The organism is Nesterenkonia rhizosphaerae, from assembly GCF_039544555.1.
GTDB lineage: Bacteria > Actinomycetota > Actinomycetes > Actinomycetales > Micrococcaceae > Nesterenkonia > Nesterenkonia rhizosphaerae.
The window spans coordinates 1665192-1682895 of record NZ_BAABLW010000007.1 but is presented as its reverse complement, the minus strand read 5'-3'; the positions used below and the strand labels follow the sequence as shown (position 1 = coordinate 1682895).

The following is a 17704-nucleotide window of genomic DNA, read 5'->3' as shown; positions in this document are numbered from 1 at the left end:
GGTGTGCGCAATAGGATTGATGGCAAACGAGGCCACAAGACCTCGAGGAAAATCCCCGTCACAAGGAGGAACACATGGCTGAGTACACCCTTCCTGAGCTTGACTACGACTACGGCGCTCTGGAGCCGCACATCTCCGGCCGCATCATGGAGCTTCATCACTCCAAGCACCACAACACCTATGTCGGCGGGGCAAATACCGCCCTGGAGAAGCTGGCCGAGGCCCGCGAGAAGGGCGACTACGCCACCACACCAAAGCTGCTGAAGGACCTGCAGTTCAATCTCGGTGGTCATACCAACCACTCCATCTTCTGGAAGAACCTGACCCCCAACGGCCAGGAACGTCCCGAAGGCGAGATCGCCGCGGCGATTGACGAGTACTTCGGCTCCTTCGACGCCTTCCAGGCACAGTTCACCCAGGCCGCTCTGACCATCCAGGGCTCCGGCTGGGCCATCCTGGCCTACGAGCCGCTGGGCGGCAACCTGGTGATTGAGCAGTTCTACGACCAGCAGAACGGCATTCCGGTGGCGACCGTGCCGCTGCTGATGCTGGATATGTGGGAGCACGCCTTCTACCTGGATTACCAGAACGTCAAGCCTGACTACGTGAAGGCCTTCTGGAACATCGTGAACTGGGACGACGTTGCTGCTCGCTTCCAGGCGGCACGCGAGGGCGCTGCCAAGCTCATCACCCCCGGAGCCTGATTCCACCGGGATGAGCAGGCACCATCTGATGGTGCACGCCAGGTATCGTGCCCTGCCACAGGGGTATGAGATACTGGCACAAGAAAATTGAACACGTTCTGCAGACAACCTGAGAACAACGACGTTGTTGGGGGTCAGCGGTGCCGGTCATCCGGCGCTCGCTGATCCCCAACGCGTTTCTGCGAGCCGGAAACGGAAGGAAAGACCTATGGCGACAAAGATCGCGATCAACGGCTTTGGACGAATCGGACGCAATGTGCTGCGCGTCCTGGAGGATCAGGGACAGGACCTTGAGCTCGTTGCCATCAACGACCTCACCGATCCGGCAGCTCTGGTGAATCTCACCAAATACGACTCAGTGCTTGGTCGTTTCCCTGCGCCGGTGTCCCTTGACGGTGACTACCTGGTGGTGGGCGAGCGCCGCATCAAGCTGCTCTCCGATCGTGACCCGGCTAACCTGCCCTGGGGCGAACTCGACGTGGATATCGTCATCGAGTCCACCGGTTTCTTCACGGACAAGGAGTCCGCAGGCAAGCACCTTCAGGCTGGTGCTAAGAAGGTAATCGTCTCGGCACCTGCCAAGGGCGTCGATGGGACCTTCGTCCTGGGCATCAACGAGGACACCTATGACCCGGAGAACCACACCGTCATCTCCAACGCGTCCTGCACCACCAACTGCCTGGCCCCGCTGGCCAAGGTTCTCAACGACGAATTCGGCATCGTGGAGGGTCTGATGACCACTATTCACGCCTACACCGGGGACCAGCGCCTGCACGATGCACCCCATAAGGACGCACGCCGTGCACGCGCTGCCGGCGTGAACATGGTCCCGACCTCCACCGGTGCAGCAGCAGCCATCGGCCTGGTGATTCCTGAGGTGGACGGCAAGCTCGACGGCTTCGCGGTACGCGTTCCCACCATCACCGGTTCGGGCACTGACCTGACCGTGACCGTGGAAAAGGAAGGTGTCACAGTTGAGGAAGTCAACGCCGCCTTCAAGAAGGCTGCTGAGGGCTCGCTGAAGGGTGTGCTCGCCTACAACGAAGACCCGATCGTCTCCTCCGATATTGTGGGCGACCCTCACGCCAGCATCTTTGATGCGCCGCTGACCAAGGTCATCGGCAACACTGTGAAGGTCTTCTCCTGGTACGACAACGAGTACGGCTACTCCTCCCGCCTGGTGGAGATGGTGGCCTACGTGGGCAAGAAGCTGGCCTAAGCGTCATTGCTCAAGAAACTTCGGGCCCCGGGAGCAGCATCCCGGGGCCCGAAGTTTGCCCTGACCGGATTGATAGTCTGTAAAGCAGCAGGGGCCCACCAGACGGCTCCCGCGCGAAGCGATGAGAAGGGAAGCTCGCCTACGATGACAGCCACACTGGAGAACCTGCTCGCACAGGGCGTCGAAGGACGCAAGATCCTGGTCCGCAGCGATCTGAACGTTCCGCTGAAGGACGGCAAAGTCACCGATGACGGGCGCATTCGTGCGTCGCTGCCGGTGCTGGAGAAGCTGGCTGCCGCAGGCGCACGCGTCATTGTCACCGCTCACCTGGGCCGACCCAAAGGGAAGCCGGATCCGCAGTACTCTCTCGCTCCTGTGGCAGCCCGCATGGCGGAGCTGACCAGCCTCGCAGTGGCGCAGGCAGAGGACCTCACCGGCGAGAGTGCCAAGGCCTCGGCCGCCGAACTCCAGAACGGCCAGGTCCTGCTGCTGGAGAACGTTCGGTTTGATCCCCGCGAAACCTCCAAAGTCGACGCAGAGCGTGCAGAACTGGCCGGCGAGCTAGCCGCGCTCACCGCCGGTAACGGTGCCTTCGTCAATGACGCCTTCGGCGCAGTCCACCGCCGCCATGCCTCTGTTGCTGATATTGCAGAGAAGCTCCCCGCGTACCAGGGCGACCTGGTAGCTGCGGAGCTGGAAGTGCTGAAGACCCTCACTGAGAACCCCGCCCGCCCCTACACAGTGGTGCTTGGCGGTTCCAAGGTCTCCGACAAGATCGCAGTGATCGAGAACCTCATCCCCAGAGCTGACACGGTGATCATCGGTGGCGGCATGGTATTCACTCTTGCCAAGGCCATTATGAAATATCCCATTGGCAAGTCCCTGGTGGAGAAGGATCTGCTCGAGGATCCTTCTGTGACCGGACTGATGGCGCTGGCTCAGAAGCATGGCACCACGCTGTTGTTCCCCACGGACATCGTGATGGCCTCAGGATTCGCAGCCGATGCCGATCACGAAGTGCGTCCTGTGGAGGACCTCGAGAACGGGACTTACGGTGCTGAGGCGATGGGCTTGGATATTGGGCCTGCCTCAGCTGAAGCCTTCGCGGAGGAGATTCGCCGCTCCAAGACTGTCTTCTGGAATGGTCCGATGGGGGTCTTTGAGATGGAAGCCTTCTCCGCGGGCACGCGCGTTGTAGCCCAGGCGCTTGCCGAGAGTGAAGCCTTCACCGTCGTCGGCGGTGGCGATTCAGCCGCTGCAGTACGCGCGCTGGGCTTCGACGAGAGCTCGTTCGGTCACATCTCGACCGGCGGCGGTGCGAGCCTCGAGTACCTGGAAGGCAAGTCGCTGCCGGGAATCGAAGCACTGGGCGCCTGATTTAAGCGCCTGTCCATTCTGTGCCAGCGGCGCAGCCCAGACCATCAACGAAGAGGAACATCATGACTCTGCAGAAGAATGGCCAGTTTGTGCGCCGGCCGCTGATCGCCGGCAACTGGAAGATGAATATGGACCATATGCAGGCCATCGCCCTGGTCCAGAAGCTCGCCTGGACTCTGACCGACGCTGAGCACGACTACGAGCGTGTCCAGGTCTCGGTCTTCCCACCTTCCACCGATCTGCGCGGGGTGCAGACTCTGGTGGTCGGTGACAAACTGTCCCTCGACTATGGGGCACAGGATCTCTCCGATCAGGATTCCGGGGCCTACACCGGCGATATCTCGGGAGCCTTCCTGCAGAAGCTCGGCTGCTCGCAGGTGCTGATCGGACACTCTGAGCGTCGTGAGATCCACGGCGAAACTGACGAGCTGCTGAACCGTAAGCTGGCCGCTGCGCTGCGCTATGAACTAGCGCCGGTACTGTGCGTGGGCGAAGGTCTCCAGGTGCGCGAGGCTGGTCAGCATGTGGAGCACACCCTGGCACAGCTGGAAGCGGCGCTGCAGGGCTTCAGTGCAGAGCAGCTGACCGACCTGGTGGTGGCCTATGAGCCCGTCTGGGCCATCGGCACCGGGAAGGTCGCCGGACCTGAGGACGCACAGGAAATGGCTCAGGCCATCCGCGCTAAGCTCGCCGAGCTCTACAGCCAGGACTTTGCAGACACCATCCGCATCCTCTACGGCGGCTCGGTGAAGTCCGGCAACGTCGCCTCCATTCTTCAGGGGGCGGACGTCGACGGCGCGCTCGTCGGCGGAGCGTCTTTGGACGCTGAGGAGTTCGCTAAGATCGCCCAGTTCGAAAAGCACGTAGTGGGCTGAACCCAGTCTCCGCTCATACGCGTTATCCTGGAGTCTGCGAAATATCGCGATGACTCTCTGACAGTCCACGAAAGGCCGCTGTGTCCGCTCTGACCGTTGCACTTCAGGTGCTTCTCGCCCTCATCAGCCTGCTGCTGATTCTGCTGATCCTGCTGCATAAGGGTCGCGGTGGCGGCATGTCTGACATGTTCGGCGGTGGTGTCACCAGCTCCCTGGGCTCCTCCGGCGTGGCAGAACGTAACCTGAACCGACTGACTGTGACCCTGGGTATCGTCTGGGGACTGATCATTGTGGCGCTAGGACTGCTGATTCAGTTCAATCTTGACTGGTGACACAGCCGCTGCTGTATAGAGAAGGAGGAGGCTTCCCGAGGGGAGGCCTCCTCCTTCTCTATACAGTGGTGTACTGCTATGCGAGCCCGACGGCTGCTGGCTGATCGATATGCCAGATCGTCTCGCTCGCCCCGCGCGCGTTCTTTGCCGGAATGTCATCAGTAGGTGTGCTGGGTTCGAACGCTAGGCGCACCGCTTCCGCTTTGTCATCACCAGCCACCACTGTCCAGACCCGCTGTGCAGTGTGAATGGCATCGAAGGTCAGCGAGACCCGCTGTGGTGGCGGCTTTGGGGAGTCTTCTTCGCCCACGGTAGTCACCTCGGACACAGCCAGGCTCGACTTACCTGGGAAAAGACTGTTGATATGACCATCCGGTCCCACGCCCAGCAGCATCACCGCGAAGGCTGGCAGTCGGAGGACTTTCTGGCTGCCCGGCACAACGACACCTTCGGATGCGGAGAATGCCTGTAACTGCTGAGCGTAGATCTGCGCGGCTGCACTGGGATTTGCCGCGTCCTCGGACGTGGGGGCAGAGTGGATATTCTCCTCAGGGAGATCATGCTCAGCAACCAGGAAGTCCAAGAGAGCGTTGCGGGCCTGCTGATCGTTTCGTTCCCGATCCCCGGCAGGCAGCAGCCGCTCATCTCCCCACCAGAAATGCACAGCGGACCAGTCCAGCTGAGTTTCGGCATTCTCTTGCAGCATCTCGGCCACAGCGCTGAGCGTACCGATACCAGCACCACCGCCGGTAAGGCTGACATGGGCACTGCCATCAGCTTCGATGGTCCTGCGCAGGACCTGAAGCAGCTTGCTGGCTACAGTTCCGGTCAGGGTGTCTTTATCGGCGAACACCTCACGCTGCGGCGCTGCGGTGTGTCCATTGACCTCAATGTTCATCGGTTGCCTTTCCTTACGGGATCCGCCAGCTGCGGCCATCGCGGGCCATGAGCCGGTGTGCTGATTCCGGTCCCCAGGAACCTGGAGCGTAAGGCTCCGGCTGTTCTTCCAGGGCCTCCCAGCGCTGGATGAATGGATCCAGGATCTGCCAGGAGAGCTCTACCTCACGATGACGAGGAAACAGCGGCGGTTCGCCCAGCAGCACATCGAGGATGAGCCGTTCGTAGGCCTCCGGGCTCTCCTCCGTGAATGCGCGGCCGTAGCTGAAGTCCATATCAACATCACGGACGTCCATCTGGGTCCCAGGAACCTTGGACGTCAGCCGTAGCGTGGCCCCTTCATCCGGCTGAATCCGGATGATCAGGGAGTTCTGACCGAAATGTTCTTCATCGGTGTCCGTAAACAGCAGATTAGGGGCACGCTTAAAGACCACTGCGATCTCTGTGACCCGTCGTCCCAGTCGTTTGCCGCTGCGCAGATAGAACGGTACCCCGTCCCAGCGCCGGGTCTTGATCCCCAGCCGGAAGGCGGCGTAGGTCTCTGTCGTTGAGCCTGGATCGAAGCCCTCCTCCTGCAGGAAGCCCACGACTTCTTCGCCGTTGCGCTGGCCGGCGGTGTACTGACCCCTGGCGCTGGCTGCTTCGAGATCATCTGGTACGACGACGGCCTCGAGGACTTTTTCCTTCTCACGCCGTAGATGATCCGCGTCGAAGCTAATGGGTTCTTCCATGGCCGTGAGTGCCAGCAGCTGGAGCAGGTGGTTCTGAATGACGTCGCGCGCCGCGCCAACGCCGTCGTAATAGCTAGCCCGTCCGCCGATGCCGATGTCTTCAGCCATGGTGATCTGCACATGATCCACGTGCTGGTTGTTCCAGAGTGGTTCGAAGAAGCGGTTGGCAAAACGCAGGGCCAGCAGGTTCTGGACCGTCTCCTTGCCCAGGTAATGATCGATGCGGAAGACCTCGTCCTGTGCGAAGACGGATTCCACTTCGCGGTTGAGCTCCTGAGCTGACTCCAGGTCATGGCCGAAGGGCTTTTCGATAATGACCCGGGACCAGGGGTCCTCCGGAAGTTCAGAACGTCTGGCCAGACCATGGGACGCCAGCTTCTGGCAGACGGTCTCAAAGGAGTTGGGTGGGATGGAGAGATAGAATGCGTGATTCGACTCTGTGCCGCGCTCATCGGCCAGCTCTGCCAGCACCGTACCTAGTCGGGCATACGCCGTTTCGTCATCAAATCCGTCGGCTGAGACAAAGCGCAGGCCGCCGGCGAGGCGGTCCCAGGTGTCCTGATTGAATCCGGTTCGGTTGCCAGCCTGTACGTGTTTGAGCACCTCGGCGCAGAACTCGGCGTCGCTCCAGTCGCGGCGTCCGAATCCCACCAGGGAGAAACCCTCTGGTAACCGACCGCGGTTGGCGAGGTCGTAGATCGCCGGTAGCAGCTTCTTACGCGCCAAATCACCAGTCACGCCGAACATGACCATGGCGCAGGGCCCGGCCTGTCGTCCGTTTCGACGGTTCTCCGCTGCCGGCTCCTGTGCACTGTCTGTCACTGTGATCCGCCTAGAGGGAGTTGATGGCGTCGATGACCTGCTGCAGACCAGCAGCACGGTCCTTCAGATGAAGGCGCAGTACCGGCATACCGTGCTCGGCCAGAACCTGGGCATCACCGGCAGCCTGGGCGGAGATCAGCTCGCTCAGGGTAAAGGGACGCTCGGGAACATCAATATCGGCATCAGAATCGGCGGTGATCTGCAGGAAGGCCCCCACATGCGGTCCACCCTTGTGGAACTGGCCGGTGGAGTGCAGGAACCGAGGGCCCCAGCCAAACGTCACCGGCCGGCCAGCGACCTGGGACAGATGCGGGCGAACCTCCTCCAGCTCCGCTTCACCAAGCCGGTCCAGATACGCCATCACCGCCAGATAGCCGTGGGTCGGGATCCGAGTCAGTAGCGCCTGGACAGCCTCGGCAACGCTGGTCTGACCCGAGGACAGCAGTGACTCATCACCGGAGACACTGATGGCGACGGCGCCGTCCTGCACTGACTCCTGCTCTGCGGGAGCAGGGGAGTCCAGAAGGCCGCGGGCAGCCTCTTTGGCTGATTCGACATCCGGCTGGTCAAAAGGATTGATGCTCAGCAGGGACCCGGCCACCGCGATAGCTACCTCCCACAGCAGGAACTGTGCGCCGAGGCTTCCGCCGGTGCGCACAATATGGGGGCTTACAACAGTGTCAGCAGTGTCGCCGTCCACGGAGGAGCCCTCTTCTGCCTCAGCGTCGATGAGCTCGACAACAAGGACGTCGTCAGCGTCCCGAGTGAGTTCAGGTTCCCCGTCCCCGACAATGACCGGCAGCACACCGGTGCCTTCCTTGCCGGTGGACTCGGCGACCAGCTGTTCGATCCATGCGCCCAGGCCCACCAGCGGCGATCCGGAATTGACGATGACCAGCTTGTTGCGCAGCGGAGTTGTTCCGCCGATAGCCGCGCCCAGCTGAAGCGCGGGATTTGAGTCATCGTCTTCGGTCAACACTTCAAGAGCATCTTCAGCATCATCCAGCAGTGCCTCCAGATCAGCGCCAGCCAGGCCGGATGGCACCAGTCCGAAAGCGGTCAGGGCTGAATATCGGCCTCCCACCGAGGGGTCGGCTTCAAAGATCGCCCGGACACCTTCCTGCTGAGACTGCTTCTGCATGGGAGAGCCGGGGTCAGTGACCACCACCGTGCGCGAGGCTGCGTCAATTCCAGCTTCAGTGAAGGCCCGCTGCACAATTCGCCGCTGGGAATCGGTCTCGACGGTGGAGCCGGACTTTGACGACACCACCAGGACAGTGCGCTCGAGATCCTTCAGCGCCTTGCCCACCTGCTGCGGATCGGTGGAGTCCAGGACAATCAGCTCCAGCCCCTCGGTGCCGCAGATGACTTCCGGAGCCAGTGATGACCCGCCCATGCCGGCGAGCACCACCCGGTTCACGCCTTCGCCAGCGAGCTCCTCACGCAGCTGGGCGATTTTTGGCAGCAACGCCCGGGAGTCCTCGAAGAGAGCGACCCAGCCTAGCCGCTTGGAGGCCTCATCCTCAGCGGCCTGACCCCAGAGTGTGTGGTCCTTGGCGCCAAGACGGGAGGCGAACTCGTGGTCCACCAGGCCGGGGACCTGTGCGTCGGCGGCCTCGCGGGCCGCACCCAGTAGTGACAGAGACAGCGAGCTCATGATTCTCCTGTGATTCTTCAAGCGTCAGACATGGAATTTCTCAAATGGTGCAGGCCGGCAGGGGCGCTGTTAGGCCGTATTGCGGGAGAGGCCTTCGGTAATAGTGCCCAGCAGGCCCTCCCAGGACCTCTCGAACTTGCTGAGCCCATCGGCTTCTAGGTGATCAACGACAGAGCGGTAGCTGATTCCTGCCGCGGATATGCCATCCAGCACCCGGTTGGACTCAACATAGGTGTCAGTCATGGTGTCGCCGTCGAACTCTCCGTGATCGGCAACTGCCATCAGCGTCTTCTCCGGCATGGTGTTGACCACACCGGTGGCGGTCAGCTCGGTGACGTAAAGGGTGTCAGAAAGGCTGGGATCCTTGGTGCCGGTCGATGCCAGCAGTAGGCGCTGGGGACGTCCACCGCGCTCAGCCAGCAGCAGCCAGCGCTCGGAGCTGAAAGACTCCGAAGCGATCTGGTGGGCTAGTCGAGCATTGGCGATGGCTGCCTTGCCGCGCAGCTTCTCGGTGCCGGTTTTGCCTTCCTCGGCGGCCAGCTCAAGGCGCTTATCCACTTCGGAGTCCACACGGGAGACAAAGAAGCTGGCGACGGAATGGATCTTGGAGATGTCGAGTCCATCGGCATGCGCCTTCTCCAGGCCGAGCATAAAAGCGTTGATGACCGCGCGGTAGCGCTCCAGGGAGAAGATCAGTGTGACATTGACGCTGATGCCCTCGGAGAGGACCGCGGCGATCGCCTCGATACCCTCCACAGTGGCCGGAATCTTGATCATTACATTCTCGCGATCAACGGCCTTGTAGAGCGCGCGGGCGGCGGCGATGGTGCTTTCGGTATCACGAGCCAGACGGGGATCCACTTCGATGCTGACCCGACCGTCTACGCCGTCGGTAGCGGCATAGACGCCGGAGAACAGGTCACATGCCTCACGGACGTCGGAGGTAGTGATGTCAAAAACAGCCTGCTCAGCGTCTGCTCCGGAGTTGGCCAGTTCGCTCAGCTGCTGCTCGTAGGCCTCGCCGTGCTTCAGCGCAGTCTCAAAAATCGTCGGATTGGTCGTGACTCCGACGACGTTGTGAGTCTCGATGAGCTTGGCGAGTGAACCGGAGTTCAGCCGCTCGCGGGAGAGATCATCGAGCCAGATGGAAACGCCGGCGTCGCTGAGAGCCTGGGTATTGGGATTTGCAGTCATGATGTGCTCCTTAGCGGGAGGGTGTTCGAGGTCTGTTCAGGCGGATCAGGCAGCGGCGGCGTGGATGGATTCTTCGGCGGCTGCGGCAACGGCTTCCGCTGTGATGCCGAACTCGCGGTAGAGAACCTTGTAGTCCGCGGAGGCACCGAAGTGGTCGAGACCGATGATCCGTCCGGCGTCACCGACGATCTCGCGCCAGCCCACCGGGGAGCCGGCCTCTACCGACACCCGAGCCTTGACTGCCGCTGGGAGGACCTGCTCACGGTATTCGGCGTCCTGGGCGGCGAACCACTCCAGGCAGGGAGCTGAGACTACGCGAGCCGCAATCCCCTTCTGCGCCAGTGCTTCGCGAGCTTCCACAGCGAGGGAGACCTCAGAACCGGTGCCGATGAGGATGACGTCAGGAGTCACCACAGCGCCGTCCTTCACAGCCTCAGCCAGAACATAGGCGCCCTTGGCAGCGCCCTCCACAGAACCGAACTCCTGCGCAGTGGCCTCAGCCGCACCGCGGGCGAACGTCGGCACACCCTGGCGGGTCAGGGCGATGCCAGCGGGGCGGTCGTTATTCTTGATCATCTCGCGCCAAGCGATTGCTACCTCGTTGGCATCGGCAGGGCGAATGACGTCCAGATTGGGGATGGCGCGCAGTGAGGCCAGCTGCTCCACCGGCTGGTGGGTGGGACCATCCTCGCCCAAACCGATGGAGTCATGGGTCCATACAAAGATGGAGCCGATTCCCATGAGAGCGGCAAGCCGCACAGCCGGACGCTGGTAGTCGGAGAAGATCAAGAAAGTGCCGTTGTAGGTGCGCAGCGGCGTGGACAGCGAAATACCGTTAGTGATGGCGGCCGCGGCGTGCTCACGGATACCAAAGTGCAGGTTCCGGCCGTAGGGATTGCCCTCGAATTTGTCGGTGGAGCGGTTCTCCGGGACGAAGCTGGGCTCACCAGCGATCAGGGTGTTGTTCGAACCCGCCAGGTCAGCAGAGCCGCCCCAGAGCTCTGGCAGAACCGGGGCAAGGGCGTTGATGACCTTTCCTGAGGCGGCACGAGTTGCCACATCCTCACCATCGGGGAAGTCGGGCAGCGCATCTGCCCAGTCCTCTGGCAGCTCACCGGCAGTGAGGCGGTCCAGCAAGGCGGCCTGCTTCGGATTCGCCTCGCGCCAGGCGTCAAAGCTCTTCTGCCACTCTTCGTGCGCCTGGGTGCCGCGTGCAGCGACCTGACGGGCGTGGGCGAGGATATCTTCCTCCACATGGAAGTGCTGCTCCGGATCGAAGCCCAGCACCTCCTTCAGTGCAGCAAGCTCTTCTCCACCGAGCTTCGCACCATGAATGCCGCCGGTGTTCTGCTTCTTGGGGGAGGGCCAGCCGATGATGGTGCGCAGTGCAATCAGGGATGGCTTGGAGGTTTCAGCCTTGGCTTCGGCCAGCGCCCGGTGCAACTCAGCGATGTCCTCGTCGTAGTCACCGGTCTTCAGCCAGTCCACTCGCTGGACATGCCACCCGTAGGCTTCGTAACGCTTGGTCACATCCTCGGTGAACGCGATATCGGTATCGTCTTCAATGGAGATCTTGTTGTCATCCCAGATCACCACGAGGTTGCCCAACTGCTGATGACCTGCCAGTGAGGAGGCCTCCGAGGTCACGCCCTCCTGGAGGTCGCCGTCGGAGGCGATCACCCAGACCGTGTGGTCAAAGGGGGACGTGCCGGGGGCGGCGTCGGGGTCCAGCAGGCCACGCATGCGCCGCTGACCGTAGGCGAACCCCACTGATGAGGCCAGTCCCTGACCCAACGGGCCGGTGGTGATCTCCACGCCGTCGGTATGTCCGTACTCCGGGTGTCCGGGGGTCTTCGAATCCCAGGTGCGCAGCGCCTCAATATCTTCGAGCTCCAGGCCGTAGCCGGAGAAGAACAGCTGCAGGTAAAGGGTCAAAGAGGTGTGACCGGGGGAGAGGATGAAGCGGTCTCGGCCGATCCACTGCGGGTCGCTGGGGTCATGGCGCATGACCTTCTGGAAGAGCAGATAGGCAGCAGGAGCCAGGGACATTGCGGTGCCGGGGTGGCCGGAACCGACCTTCTCCACGGCATCTGCGGCCAGAACCCGCAGAGTGTCCACGGCACGCTTATCCACCTCGGTGAATGCGGCTGACTCATTGACGGCAGTTTCGTTCACGTGAACGTCCTCCAAGCAGTGGTTCTATTAAAGGGGTCATGTGGAAGCACGCCTTTGTGCCGCATCTCACTCCAGCCTACCGGTGAGCGGGCACTTCGTGCGGGGTTAGGCCCAGGGCGTAGCTGATCAATTGCATATTGCGGTGCGAGATGACCAGATCCGCCTGCTCGGCCAGTGCGGGTTTGGCGCAGAAGGCCACCCCCACACCGGCAGCCCCCAGCATGTCCAGGTCATTGGCGCCGTCGCCGACTGCTACCACGTTCGAGACCGGGACTCCGGAGTCTAGGGCCCAGTGCTTCAACTGTTCGCGCTTCACCGCCCGGTCCACCACCTGGCCGGTGACCTTGCCGGTGAGTTTGCGGTCGCTCAGTTCAAGAATGTTGGCCCGGTAGCCGGTGAGGCCCAGTTGCTCGGCCAGGGGCTGCAGAATCTGTTCGAAGCCACCGGATACCGCAAAGGCGGGGTATCCACGACGGCGGAAGGACTCCAGCAGGTGCTGGGCGCCCTCGGTGGGGGTCACTTTCTGCAGGGTCTGGTGAAGAATCTGTTCGGGAAGGTCCTGCAGTACCGCAACCCTGGCATGAAGAGATTCGCTGAAATCGAGTTCGCCGCGCATGGCACGCTCGGTCACCTCAGCAACCTCCGCCTCTTTGCCGGCGTGTGCAGCCAAGAGGTCAATGACTTCTTGGTCAATGAGGGTGGAGTCGACATCCATGACCAGCATCATCTGCCCGGTGGGGCGATGGTGGACTGACAGCACTGTGGTGGTCACCTCGGGGTTGTCGCTGGGCTGTCGGTCGCGCAGCTGCTCAGCTGCGTCTTCCAGCAGGGACACGAGGAACTGCGAGCCGAAATCGTCGTCGGAGTCATCGAGTGTCACAGACCAGCGGACCGCCTGGATGCCGCCGGTAGGGGTGGCGAAAGACTCGGCCTGGGCGGCATGGACGGTACCGCGCCGAGCGAACTCGGCCGTGAGCGAGCGCATCAGGGCGGGATCGAGCTCAGCTGCGGCGATCATCGCCACAGTCCCGGTCGGCAGGTCTTGGGCGGTTTCAGCGGCAGTGGCAGCACTCATAGCGAGATCACTCTAACCGGTTGCGCGGACATCAGGTCGCTGTTCGATAGTGTTGAGGCTATGAGTCCAGTCCTTTCCCTCAGCGGCGTCACGGTGCGTCGCGGACGCAAGCTGCTGCTGAACAACATCTCCTGGCAAGTCAACGACGACGAGCGCTGGGTCATCCTCGGGCCCAATGGTGCCGGTAAAACAACTCTGCTGCAGATTGCCGCCGCGCGACTTTTCCCGACCGCTGGCCAGGTGCAGATCCTTGACGAGCAGCTGGGTGCAGTCGATGTCTTTGAGCTGCGCCCACGCATTGGGCTGAGCTCGAACGCCATAGCTAATTCGCTTCCCGGGCATGAGACTGCCTTGAACGCCGTGGTCACTGCGGCCTACGGAGTGACCGGCCGGTGGCGCGAAGAGTATGAGCGCTTCGACGAGAAGCGGGCCTTCAGCCTGCTCAACGCGTGGGGTGTCGGCACCGTCTTCGACCGTCCCTTCAGTACCTTGAGTGAGGGCGAACGCAAAAGGGTGCAGATCGCTCGAGCGTTGATGACTGATCCGGAGCTGCTGCTGCTGGATGAGCCCGGTGCGGGTCTGGACCTGGCAGGCCGAGAGGCCCTGGTAGCACGGACGTCTGAGCTGATGGCCGATGAGGCTGCTCCGGCTACGGTTCTGGTGACACATCACCTGGAAGAGATCCCGCCGGGCTTCACACATGTGCTGCTGCTGCGCGACGGAGAAGTGGTCGACGCCGGCCCCATCTCATCCATACTGACCTCGCAGAGCCTGAGTAGTACTTTTGATATGCCGTTGGAGCTGACTGAGCGCCACGGACGCTACAGCGCCTTTATGAAGCAGTAGCCGCTGTGGAGGCCGCTATCGACGCTGTTCTCGGGTTCGAGCTGCATGGCCTGGGGATTGGGCTGGTGCTGCTCATCCTGCTGGCCGCTGTGTGGGCCGGTGCTATTAATACTGTGGTGGGCTCCGGAACTCTGGTGACCTTTCCAGTTCTAGTGGCGATGGGCGTGCCTCCGGTCTCCGCCACGGTCTCCAACGCGATGGGGCTGATTGCGGGGAACTTCACCGGCGCTTGGGGATACCGCCGCGAGATTCTGCAGGTGCGTTCTGTGCTTGCGAAGCTGGTGCCGGCGTCCTTTGTGGGAGGTGTGATCGGTGCAGCGCTGCTGATCATGCTGCCGGAAGAAGTCTTCGGCAAAGTCGCACCGGTGCTGATTCTGGTCTCGCTGTTGATGGTCATCGCCCAGCCGCGACTGGCGGCGTGGGTTAAACGCCGGAAAACAGAAGAAGCAGCTGATCCAGAGACTCCCTCGCCAGGAGATCCTGCCGAGACGGCAGCGCAGAAGGCAGCCGACTCAGTGGGCTGGCCGTTGATAGTCCTGGTATTCCTTGCCGGCATCTACGGCGGGTACTTCGTGGCGGCCCAGGGCATTCTGCTGATGGGGATCATGGGTATTTTCCTGGCCGCCACCATGCAGCAGGCCAACGGGGTCAAGAACCTCCTGGTGGCTTTTGTGAACCTCACCGCGGCGATCAGTTACGTAGTGGTGGACTATGTGCTGCGTGATCCGGATGACCGGGTGATCCTGTGGGGGATTGTGCTGGTGATTGCCGTGGGATCCACTCTGGGTGGTCTCATCGGCGCCTGGGTGGGACGACGCCTGAGTCCGGTGGTGCTGCGCAGCATTATCATCGTGCTGGGTCTGGTGGCGCTGGCTGTGATGCTCAATAATCTCTTCGGCATCGTTTGACCTGATATAGTTGATCGCTGGCACATCTGTGCCCACGTACTTATTTTCTCCAGCTTCTGGCAAAATCCAGCGGCATACGAAAAGGACACCGAACCCATGAAGTCTGATATCCACCCGACCTACCAGCCGGTCATCTTCAACGACCTGGCTTCCGGCGAGAAGATCCTCACCCGCACCACTGCCACCTCTGATAAGACGATGGAGTGGGAAGACGGCAACACCTACCCGGTGATCGACGTCGAAATCTCTGCTGCTTCGCACCCGTTCTACACCGGTAAGCAGCGCATTATGGACTCCGCAGGCCGCGTGGAGCGCTTCAACCAGCGCTTCAAGGGCTTCGGCGGCAAGGGCTGACCCGCCCTTCCTGGTTCCGATTAGGGACTCAGGCCGCTGGCGTGCTAAGCTCTCTTGGCCCCACATTGAGGAATCAATGAGGGAATCCCAAGAAAGCTGCTGATCAGGCGGCCGCTCGCGCGGGTGGCGGAATAGGTAGACGCGCTAGCTTGAGGTGCTAGTCCTCACATATCGAGGGTAGGGGTTCAAGTCCCCTTCCGCGCACGCGAGTCAGAAGACCCCGGCTGGGGAGGAGAGATCCTCACCAGCCGGGGTCTTCTTGTGTCTGGGGTGCCCCACCATGAGCTACGGAGTCCACGCCGCTCGAGCCTGGGACTGCTGCCACAGGAACTGATTGATCTCGTCCTGGGGCTGACCCGCTTCGGCAAGGGTTGACGTCTCAATGCCTTCCCAAACGGAGGCGAACGCCTCCAAGTACTCCCACTCACCAATCTCGAGGTAGTCGGGATGGCAGTAGGGATCGGGCATCACGCCCTGTCCATTCCATTCTTGGGGCCAGCCAACAGGCTGGCCACCGGCGTTGTGGGCAGCCTTATGCGCAAGGGCATCGGCGTCATCGCAACGAAGGTGATGGACCTCGACGCCAGCGCCTGCTTCGCCGTCAACGTGCACTATGTTGATCTTCTGGCCGTCTCCGAAAATCTGCTGGCTGGGTCGGAATACTCGATCCTCAGCGGGCTCGGCTGGGCAAAGGTGAAGAAGATCATCTTCGGTGAACACTGAATCGGCATCGACGAAGACATCTGTCTTGTCTTCCAAACACTCGGGAAGTGTCATCCCCTCGGCCAGTTGTGCTTCCACCACCGGAACGGCGGAGGATTCGTGGTCAGGGCTGTGCTCAGCGTCGCTGACCTGTGCTGTTGCAGACTCGCTCGGGGTTGACGTCTGTTCACTATCAGCAGCCGATGCGGAGGCCGAGCAGGAGGTGGCCAGAACGATTACGCCGATGGCACCGACGACGGGCAGCAGGGGAGTAGAGCGCATGCCGTGACCCTATACACCGGCAGAAGGAGTTGACCAGACCCTGCGCCCTGGCTGCTCAGAGGCAAGATCTCAGTGCCGAGCTCATCTTCGCCAGAGATAGTCGTGCCGCGGTGAGCGGATACTGCGGCTGGGCGATAGAGTAGACGCGGCGCTGACAAAGCACTTTCTGGGAGGCATTTGAGCATGGATCGACAGCAGGAATTCGTACTGCGCACCATTGAGGAGCGCGATGTCCGCTTCGTGCGCCTCTGGTTCACCGACGTCGTCGGCTCGCTGAAGTCTGTGGCGCTGGCCCCGGCTGAGGTGGAAGGGGCTTTCAGCGAAGGACTCGGCTTCGACGGCTCCTCCATTGAGGGACTCTCGCGTATCTCGGAGTCTGACATGCTGCTGAAGCCGGACCCCTCTACTTTCCAGATCCTGCCCTGGCGTGGCGAGGACGAGCCCACATCCCGCATGTTCTGCGATGTGCTCACTCCTGACCAGGAACCTGCTGCCGGTGACCCCAGGCATGTACTGCGTCGCCAGCTGGACCAGGCTGCGGAAATGGGCTTCACCGTCTACACCCACCCCGAGGTGGAGTTCTACCTGCTGGACTCGGAACAGCCAGATGCGCATGGACAGCTGCACCCGGCTGACCGGGCCGGCTACTTCGACCACCTGACCGGATCGGTCTCTCAGGATCTGCGACGTCACACGGTGAACATGCTCGAAGCCGTGGGCATCTCCGTAGAGTTCAGCCACAATGAGGTGGGCCCGGGGCAGAACGAGATCGACCTGCGATACGCAGATGCCCTGACCATGGCGGATAACATCATGACCTTCCGCACCATCGTCAAAGAAGTGGCCCTGCAGCACGGCAAATTCGCGACGTTCATGCCGAAACCCTTCTCTGAGCATCCTGGTTCGGCGATGCACACCCATTTCAGCCTCTTCGAAGGCGACTCCAACGCGTTCTACGCCCCCAATGCGGAGTTCAACCTCTCCACTACGGCACGCCAGTTCATTGCCGGCGTTCTGCTTCACGCACCAGAGATCACCGCTGTCACCAACCAGTTCGTGAACTCCTATAAGCGGCTCTGGGGCGGGGGAGAGGCCCCCAGCCATGTCTCCTGGGGTCATAACAACCGTTCAGCACTGATGCGCGTACCGCTGTACAAGCCGACTAAGGGCGGCTCCGCACGTATTGAGTTCCGCGGTATCGACTCTGCAGCCAACCCCTATCTGGCCTATGCGGCGGTCATCGGCGCTGGTCTTAAGGGCATCCGGGAGGGCTATGAGCTCGGTGAGGCGGTGACCGAGGATGTGTGGTCGCTGACCACCGCCGAGCGCAAAGCGCTGGGCATCAACCCGCTCCCTGGCACCCTGCACGAAGCGCTCCGTCAGATGGAGGAGTCCGAGCTGGTGGCAGAGATTCTCGGGGAGCAGCTCTTCGAGATCTTCCTGCGCAATAAGCGGCAGGAATGGGATGCCTACCGGGTCAATGTTTCTCCCTTTGAGGTGAGCCAGTACCTCGGGGCTGTCTAACCACGGCGGGGCAGCAAGCGGCAGCACATA

The 17704-nt window shown here is 61.7% G+C and carries 16 protein-coding genes and 1 tRNA gene; 10 read left to right on the top strand and 7 right to left on the bottom strand.

Going from position 1 to position 17704, the window contains the following annotated elements; all coding sequences use genetic code 11:
- Positions 1-74 precede the first annotated feature (74 nt).
- The 5 genes from ABEA23_RS13595 to secG all read left to right on the top strand — a co-directional run bounded on the left by ABEA23_RS13595 (position 75) and on the right by secG (position 4507).
- Positions 75-704 (top strand): superoxide dismutase, encoded by a 630-nt coding sequence (locus ABEA23_RS13595; RefSeq protein ID WP_044494634.1) that lies wholly within the window; start codon positions 75-77, stop codon positions 702-704.
- 208 nt (positions 705-912) lie between these two features.
- Positions 913-1923, top strand: coding sequence for a type I glyceraldehyde-3-phosphate dehydrogenase (gap, locus tag ABEA23_RS13590; RefSeq protein ID WP_260072241.1), 1011 nt, complete (start codon positions 913-915; stop codon positions 1921-1923).
- A gap of 144 nt (positions 1924-2067) precedes the next feature.
- The gene (locus ABEA23_RS13585) at positions 2068-3300 is read left to right on the top strand and encodes a phosphoglycerate kinase (protein ID WP_345478529.1); all 1233 of its coding nucleotides are present in this window, start codon (positions 2068-2070) and stop codon (positions 3298-3300) included.
- A 62-nt stretch (positions 3301-3362) separates the two neighbouring features.
- A complete protein-coding gene (gene tpiA / locus ABEA23_RS13580; protein WP_345478528.1) occupies positions 3363-4175 on the top strand; it encodes a triose-phosphate isomerase in 813 nt (270 codons plus the stop codon).
- An 80-nt stretch (positions 4176-4255) separates the two neighbouring features.
- A complete protein-coding gene (gene secG, locus ABEA23_RS13575; RefSeq protein WP_044494641.1) occupies positions 4256-4507 on the top strand; it encodes a preprotein translocase subunit SecG in 252 nt (83 codons plus the stop codon).
- A gap of 76 nt (positions 4508-4583) precedes the next feature.
- Here secG and pgl read toward each other — a convergent pair whose 3' ends face one another.
- From pgl to serB, 6 genes are all read right to left on the bottom strand, one after another.
- Complete coding sequence (pgl, locus tag ABEA23_RS13570) at positions 4584-5405, bottom strand: 6-phosphogluconolactonase (protein ID WP_345478527.1); 822 nt, start codon at positions 5403-5405, stop codon at positions 4584-4586.
- A gap of 13 nt (positions 5406-5418) precedes the next feature.
- The gene (zwf, locus tag ABEA23_RS13565; protein ID WP_345478690.1) at positions 5419-6888 is read right to left on the bottom strand and encodes a glucose-6-phosphate dehydrogenase; all 1470 of its coding nucleotides are present in this window, start codon (positions 6886-6888) and stop codon (positions 5419-5421) included.
- A 79-nt stretch (positions 6889-6967) separates the two neighbouring features.
- Positions 6968-8614 (bottom strand): glucose-6-phosphate isomerase, encoded by a 1647-nt coding sequence (locus tag ABEA23_RS13560; protein ID WP_345478526.1) that lies wholly within the window; start codon positions 8612-8614, stop codon positions 6968-6970.
- Between the two features lie 69 nt (positions 8615-8683).
- Positions 8684-9808 (bottom strand): transaldolase, encoded by a 1125-nt coding sequence (tal, locus tag ABEA23_RS13555; RefSeq protein WP_345478525.1) that lies wholly within the window; start codon positions 9806-9808, stop codon positions 8684-8686.
- Positions 9809-9853: 45 nt separating this feature from the next.
- Complete coding sequence (tkt, locus tag ABEA23_RS13550; protein WP_345478523.1) at positions 9854-11983, bottom strand: transketolase; 2130 nt, start codon at positions 11981-11983, stop codon at positions 9854-9856.
- A 76-nt stretch (positions 11984-12059) separates the two neighbouring features.
- Positions 12060-13058: a phosphoserine phosphatase SerB gene (gene serB / locus ABEA23_RS13545; RefSeq protein WP_345478522.1), complete on the bottom strand. Its 999-nt coding sequence runs from the start codon at positions 13056-13058 to the stop codon at positions 12060-12062.
- 60 nt (positions 13059-13118) lie between these two features.
- On the opposite strand from serB, the gene ABEA23_RS13540 reads away from it, so the two are divergent.
- The 4 genes from ABEA23_RS13540 to ABEA23_RS13525 all read left to right on the top strand — a co-directional run bounded on the left by ABEA23_RS13540 (position 13119) and on the right by ABEA23_RS13525 (position 15370).
- The gene (locus ABEA23_RS13540; RefSeq protein WP_345478521.1) at positions 13119-13904 is read left to right on the top strand and encodes an ABC transporter ATP-binding protein; all 786 of its coding nucleotides are present in this window, start codon (positions 13119-13121) and stop codon (positions 13902-13904) included.
- A 50-nt stretch (positions 13905-13954) separates the two neighbouring features.
- Positions 13955-14812, top strand: coding sequence for a sulfite exporter TauE/SafE family protein (locus ABEA23_RS13535; RefSeq protein ID WP_345478689.1), 858 nt, complete (start codon positions 13955-13957; stop codon positions 14810-14812).
- 96 nt (positions 14813-14908) lie between these two features.
- Positions 14909-15166: a type B 50S ribosomal protein L31 gene (locus ABEA23_RS13530; protein WP_044494650.1), complete on the top strand. Its 258-nt coding sequence runs from the start codon at positions 14909-14911 to the stop codon at positions 15164-15166.
- A gap of 117 nt (positions 15167-15283) precedes the next feature.
- A tRNA-Leu gene (locus ABEA23_RS13525) sits at positions 15284-15370 on the top strand.
- An 81-nt stretch (positions 15371-15451) separates the two neighbouring features.
- Here ABEA23_RS13525 and ABEA23_RS13520 read toward each other — a convergent pair.
- A complete protein-coding gene (locus ABEA23_RS13520; protein ID WP_345478520.1) occupies positions 15452-16150 on the bottom strand; it encodes a hypothetical protein in 699 nt (232 codons plus the stop codon).
- A gap of 183 nt (positions 16151-16333) precedes the next feature.
- On the opposite strand from ABEA23_RS13520, the gene glnA reads away from it, so the two are divergent.
- A complete protein-coding gene (gene glnA / locus ABEA23_RS13515) occupies positions 16334-17674 on the top strand; it encodes a type I glutamate--ammonia ligase (protein WP_345478519.1) in 1341 nt (446 codons plus the stop codon).
- The last annotated feature ends 30 nt before the right edge of the window (positions 17675-17704 follow it).

Coding starts and splice junctions, on each gene's coding strand:
- serB (WP_345478522.1), bottom strand. CDS start 13,058: ATGAGTGCTGCCACTGCCGCTGAAACCGCCCAAGACCTGCCGACCGGG.
- ABEA23_RS13585 (WP_345478529.1), top strand. CDS start 2,068: ATGACAGCCACACTGGAGAACCTGCTCGCACAGGGCGTCGAAGGACGC.
- ABEA23_RS13520 (WP_345478520.1), bottom strand. CDS start 16,150: ATGCGCTCTACTCCCCTGCTGCCCGTCGTCGGTGCCATCGGCGTAATC.
- gap (WP_260072241.1), top strand. CDS start 913: ATGGCGACAAAGATCGCGATCAACGGCTTTGGACGAATCGGACGCAAT.
- tpiA (WP_345478528.1), top strand. CDS start 3,363: ATGACTCTGCAGAAGAATGGCCAGTTTGTGCGCCGGCCGCTGATCGCC.
- ABEA23_RS13595 (WP_044494634.1), top strand. CDS start 75: ATGGCTGAGTACACCCTTCCTGAGCTTGACTACGACTACGGCGCTCTG.
- ABEA23_RS13560 (WP_345478526.1), bottom strand. CDS start 8,614: ATGAGCTCGCTGTCTCTGTCACTACTGGGTGCGGCCCGCGAGGCCGCC.
- glnA (WP_345478519.1), top strand. CDS start 16,334: ATGGATCGACAGCAGGAATTCGTACTGCGCACCATTGAGGAGCGCGAT.
- ABEA23_RS13540 (WP_345478521.1), top strand. CDS start 13,119: ATGAGTCCAGTCCTTTCCCTCAGCGGCGTCACGGTGCGTCGCGGACGC.
- zwf (WP_345478690.1), bottom strand. CDS start 6,888: ATGGTCATGTTCGGCGTGACTGGTGATTTGGCGCGTAAGAAGCTGCTA.
- ABEA23_RS13530 (WP_044494650.1), top strand. CDS start 14,909: ATGAAGTCTGATATCCACCCGACCTACCAGCCGGTCATCTTCAACGAC.
- tal (WP_345478525.1), bottom strand. CDS start 9,808: ATGACTGCAAATCCCAATACCCAGGCTCTCAGCGACGCCGGCGTTTCC.
- pgl (WP_345478527.1), bottom strand. CDS start 5,405: ATGAACATTGAGGTCAATGGACACACCGCAGCGCCGCAGCGTGAGGTG.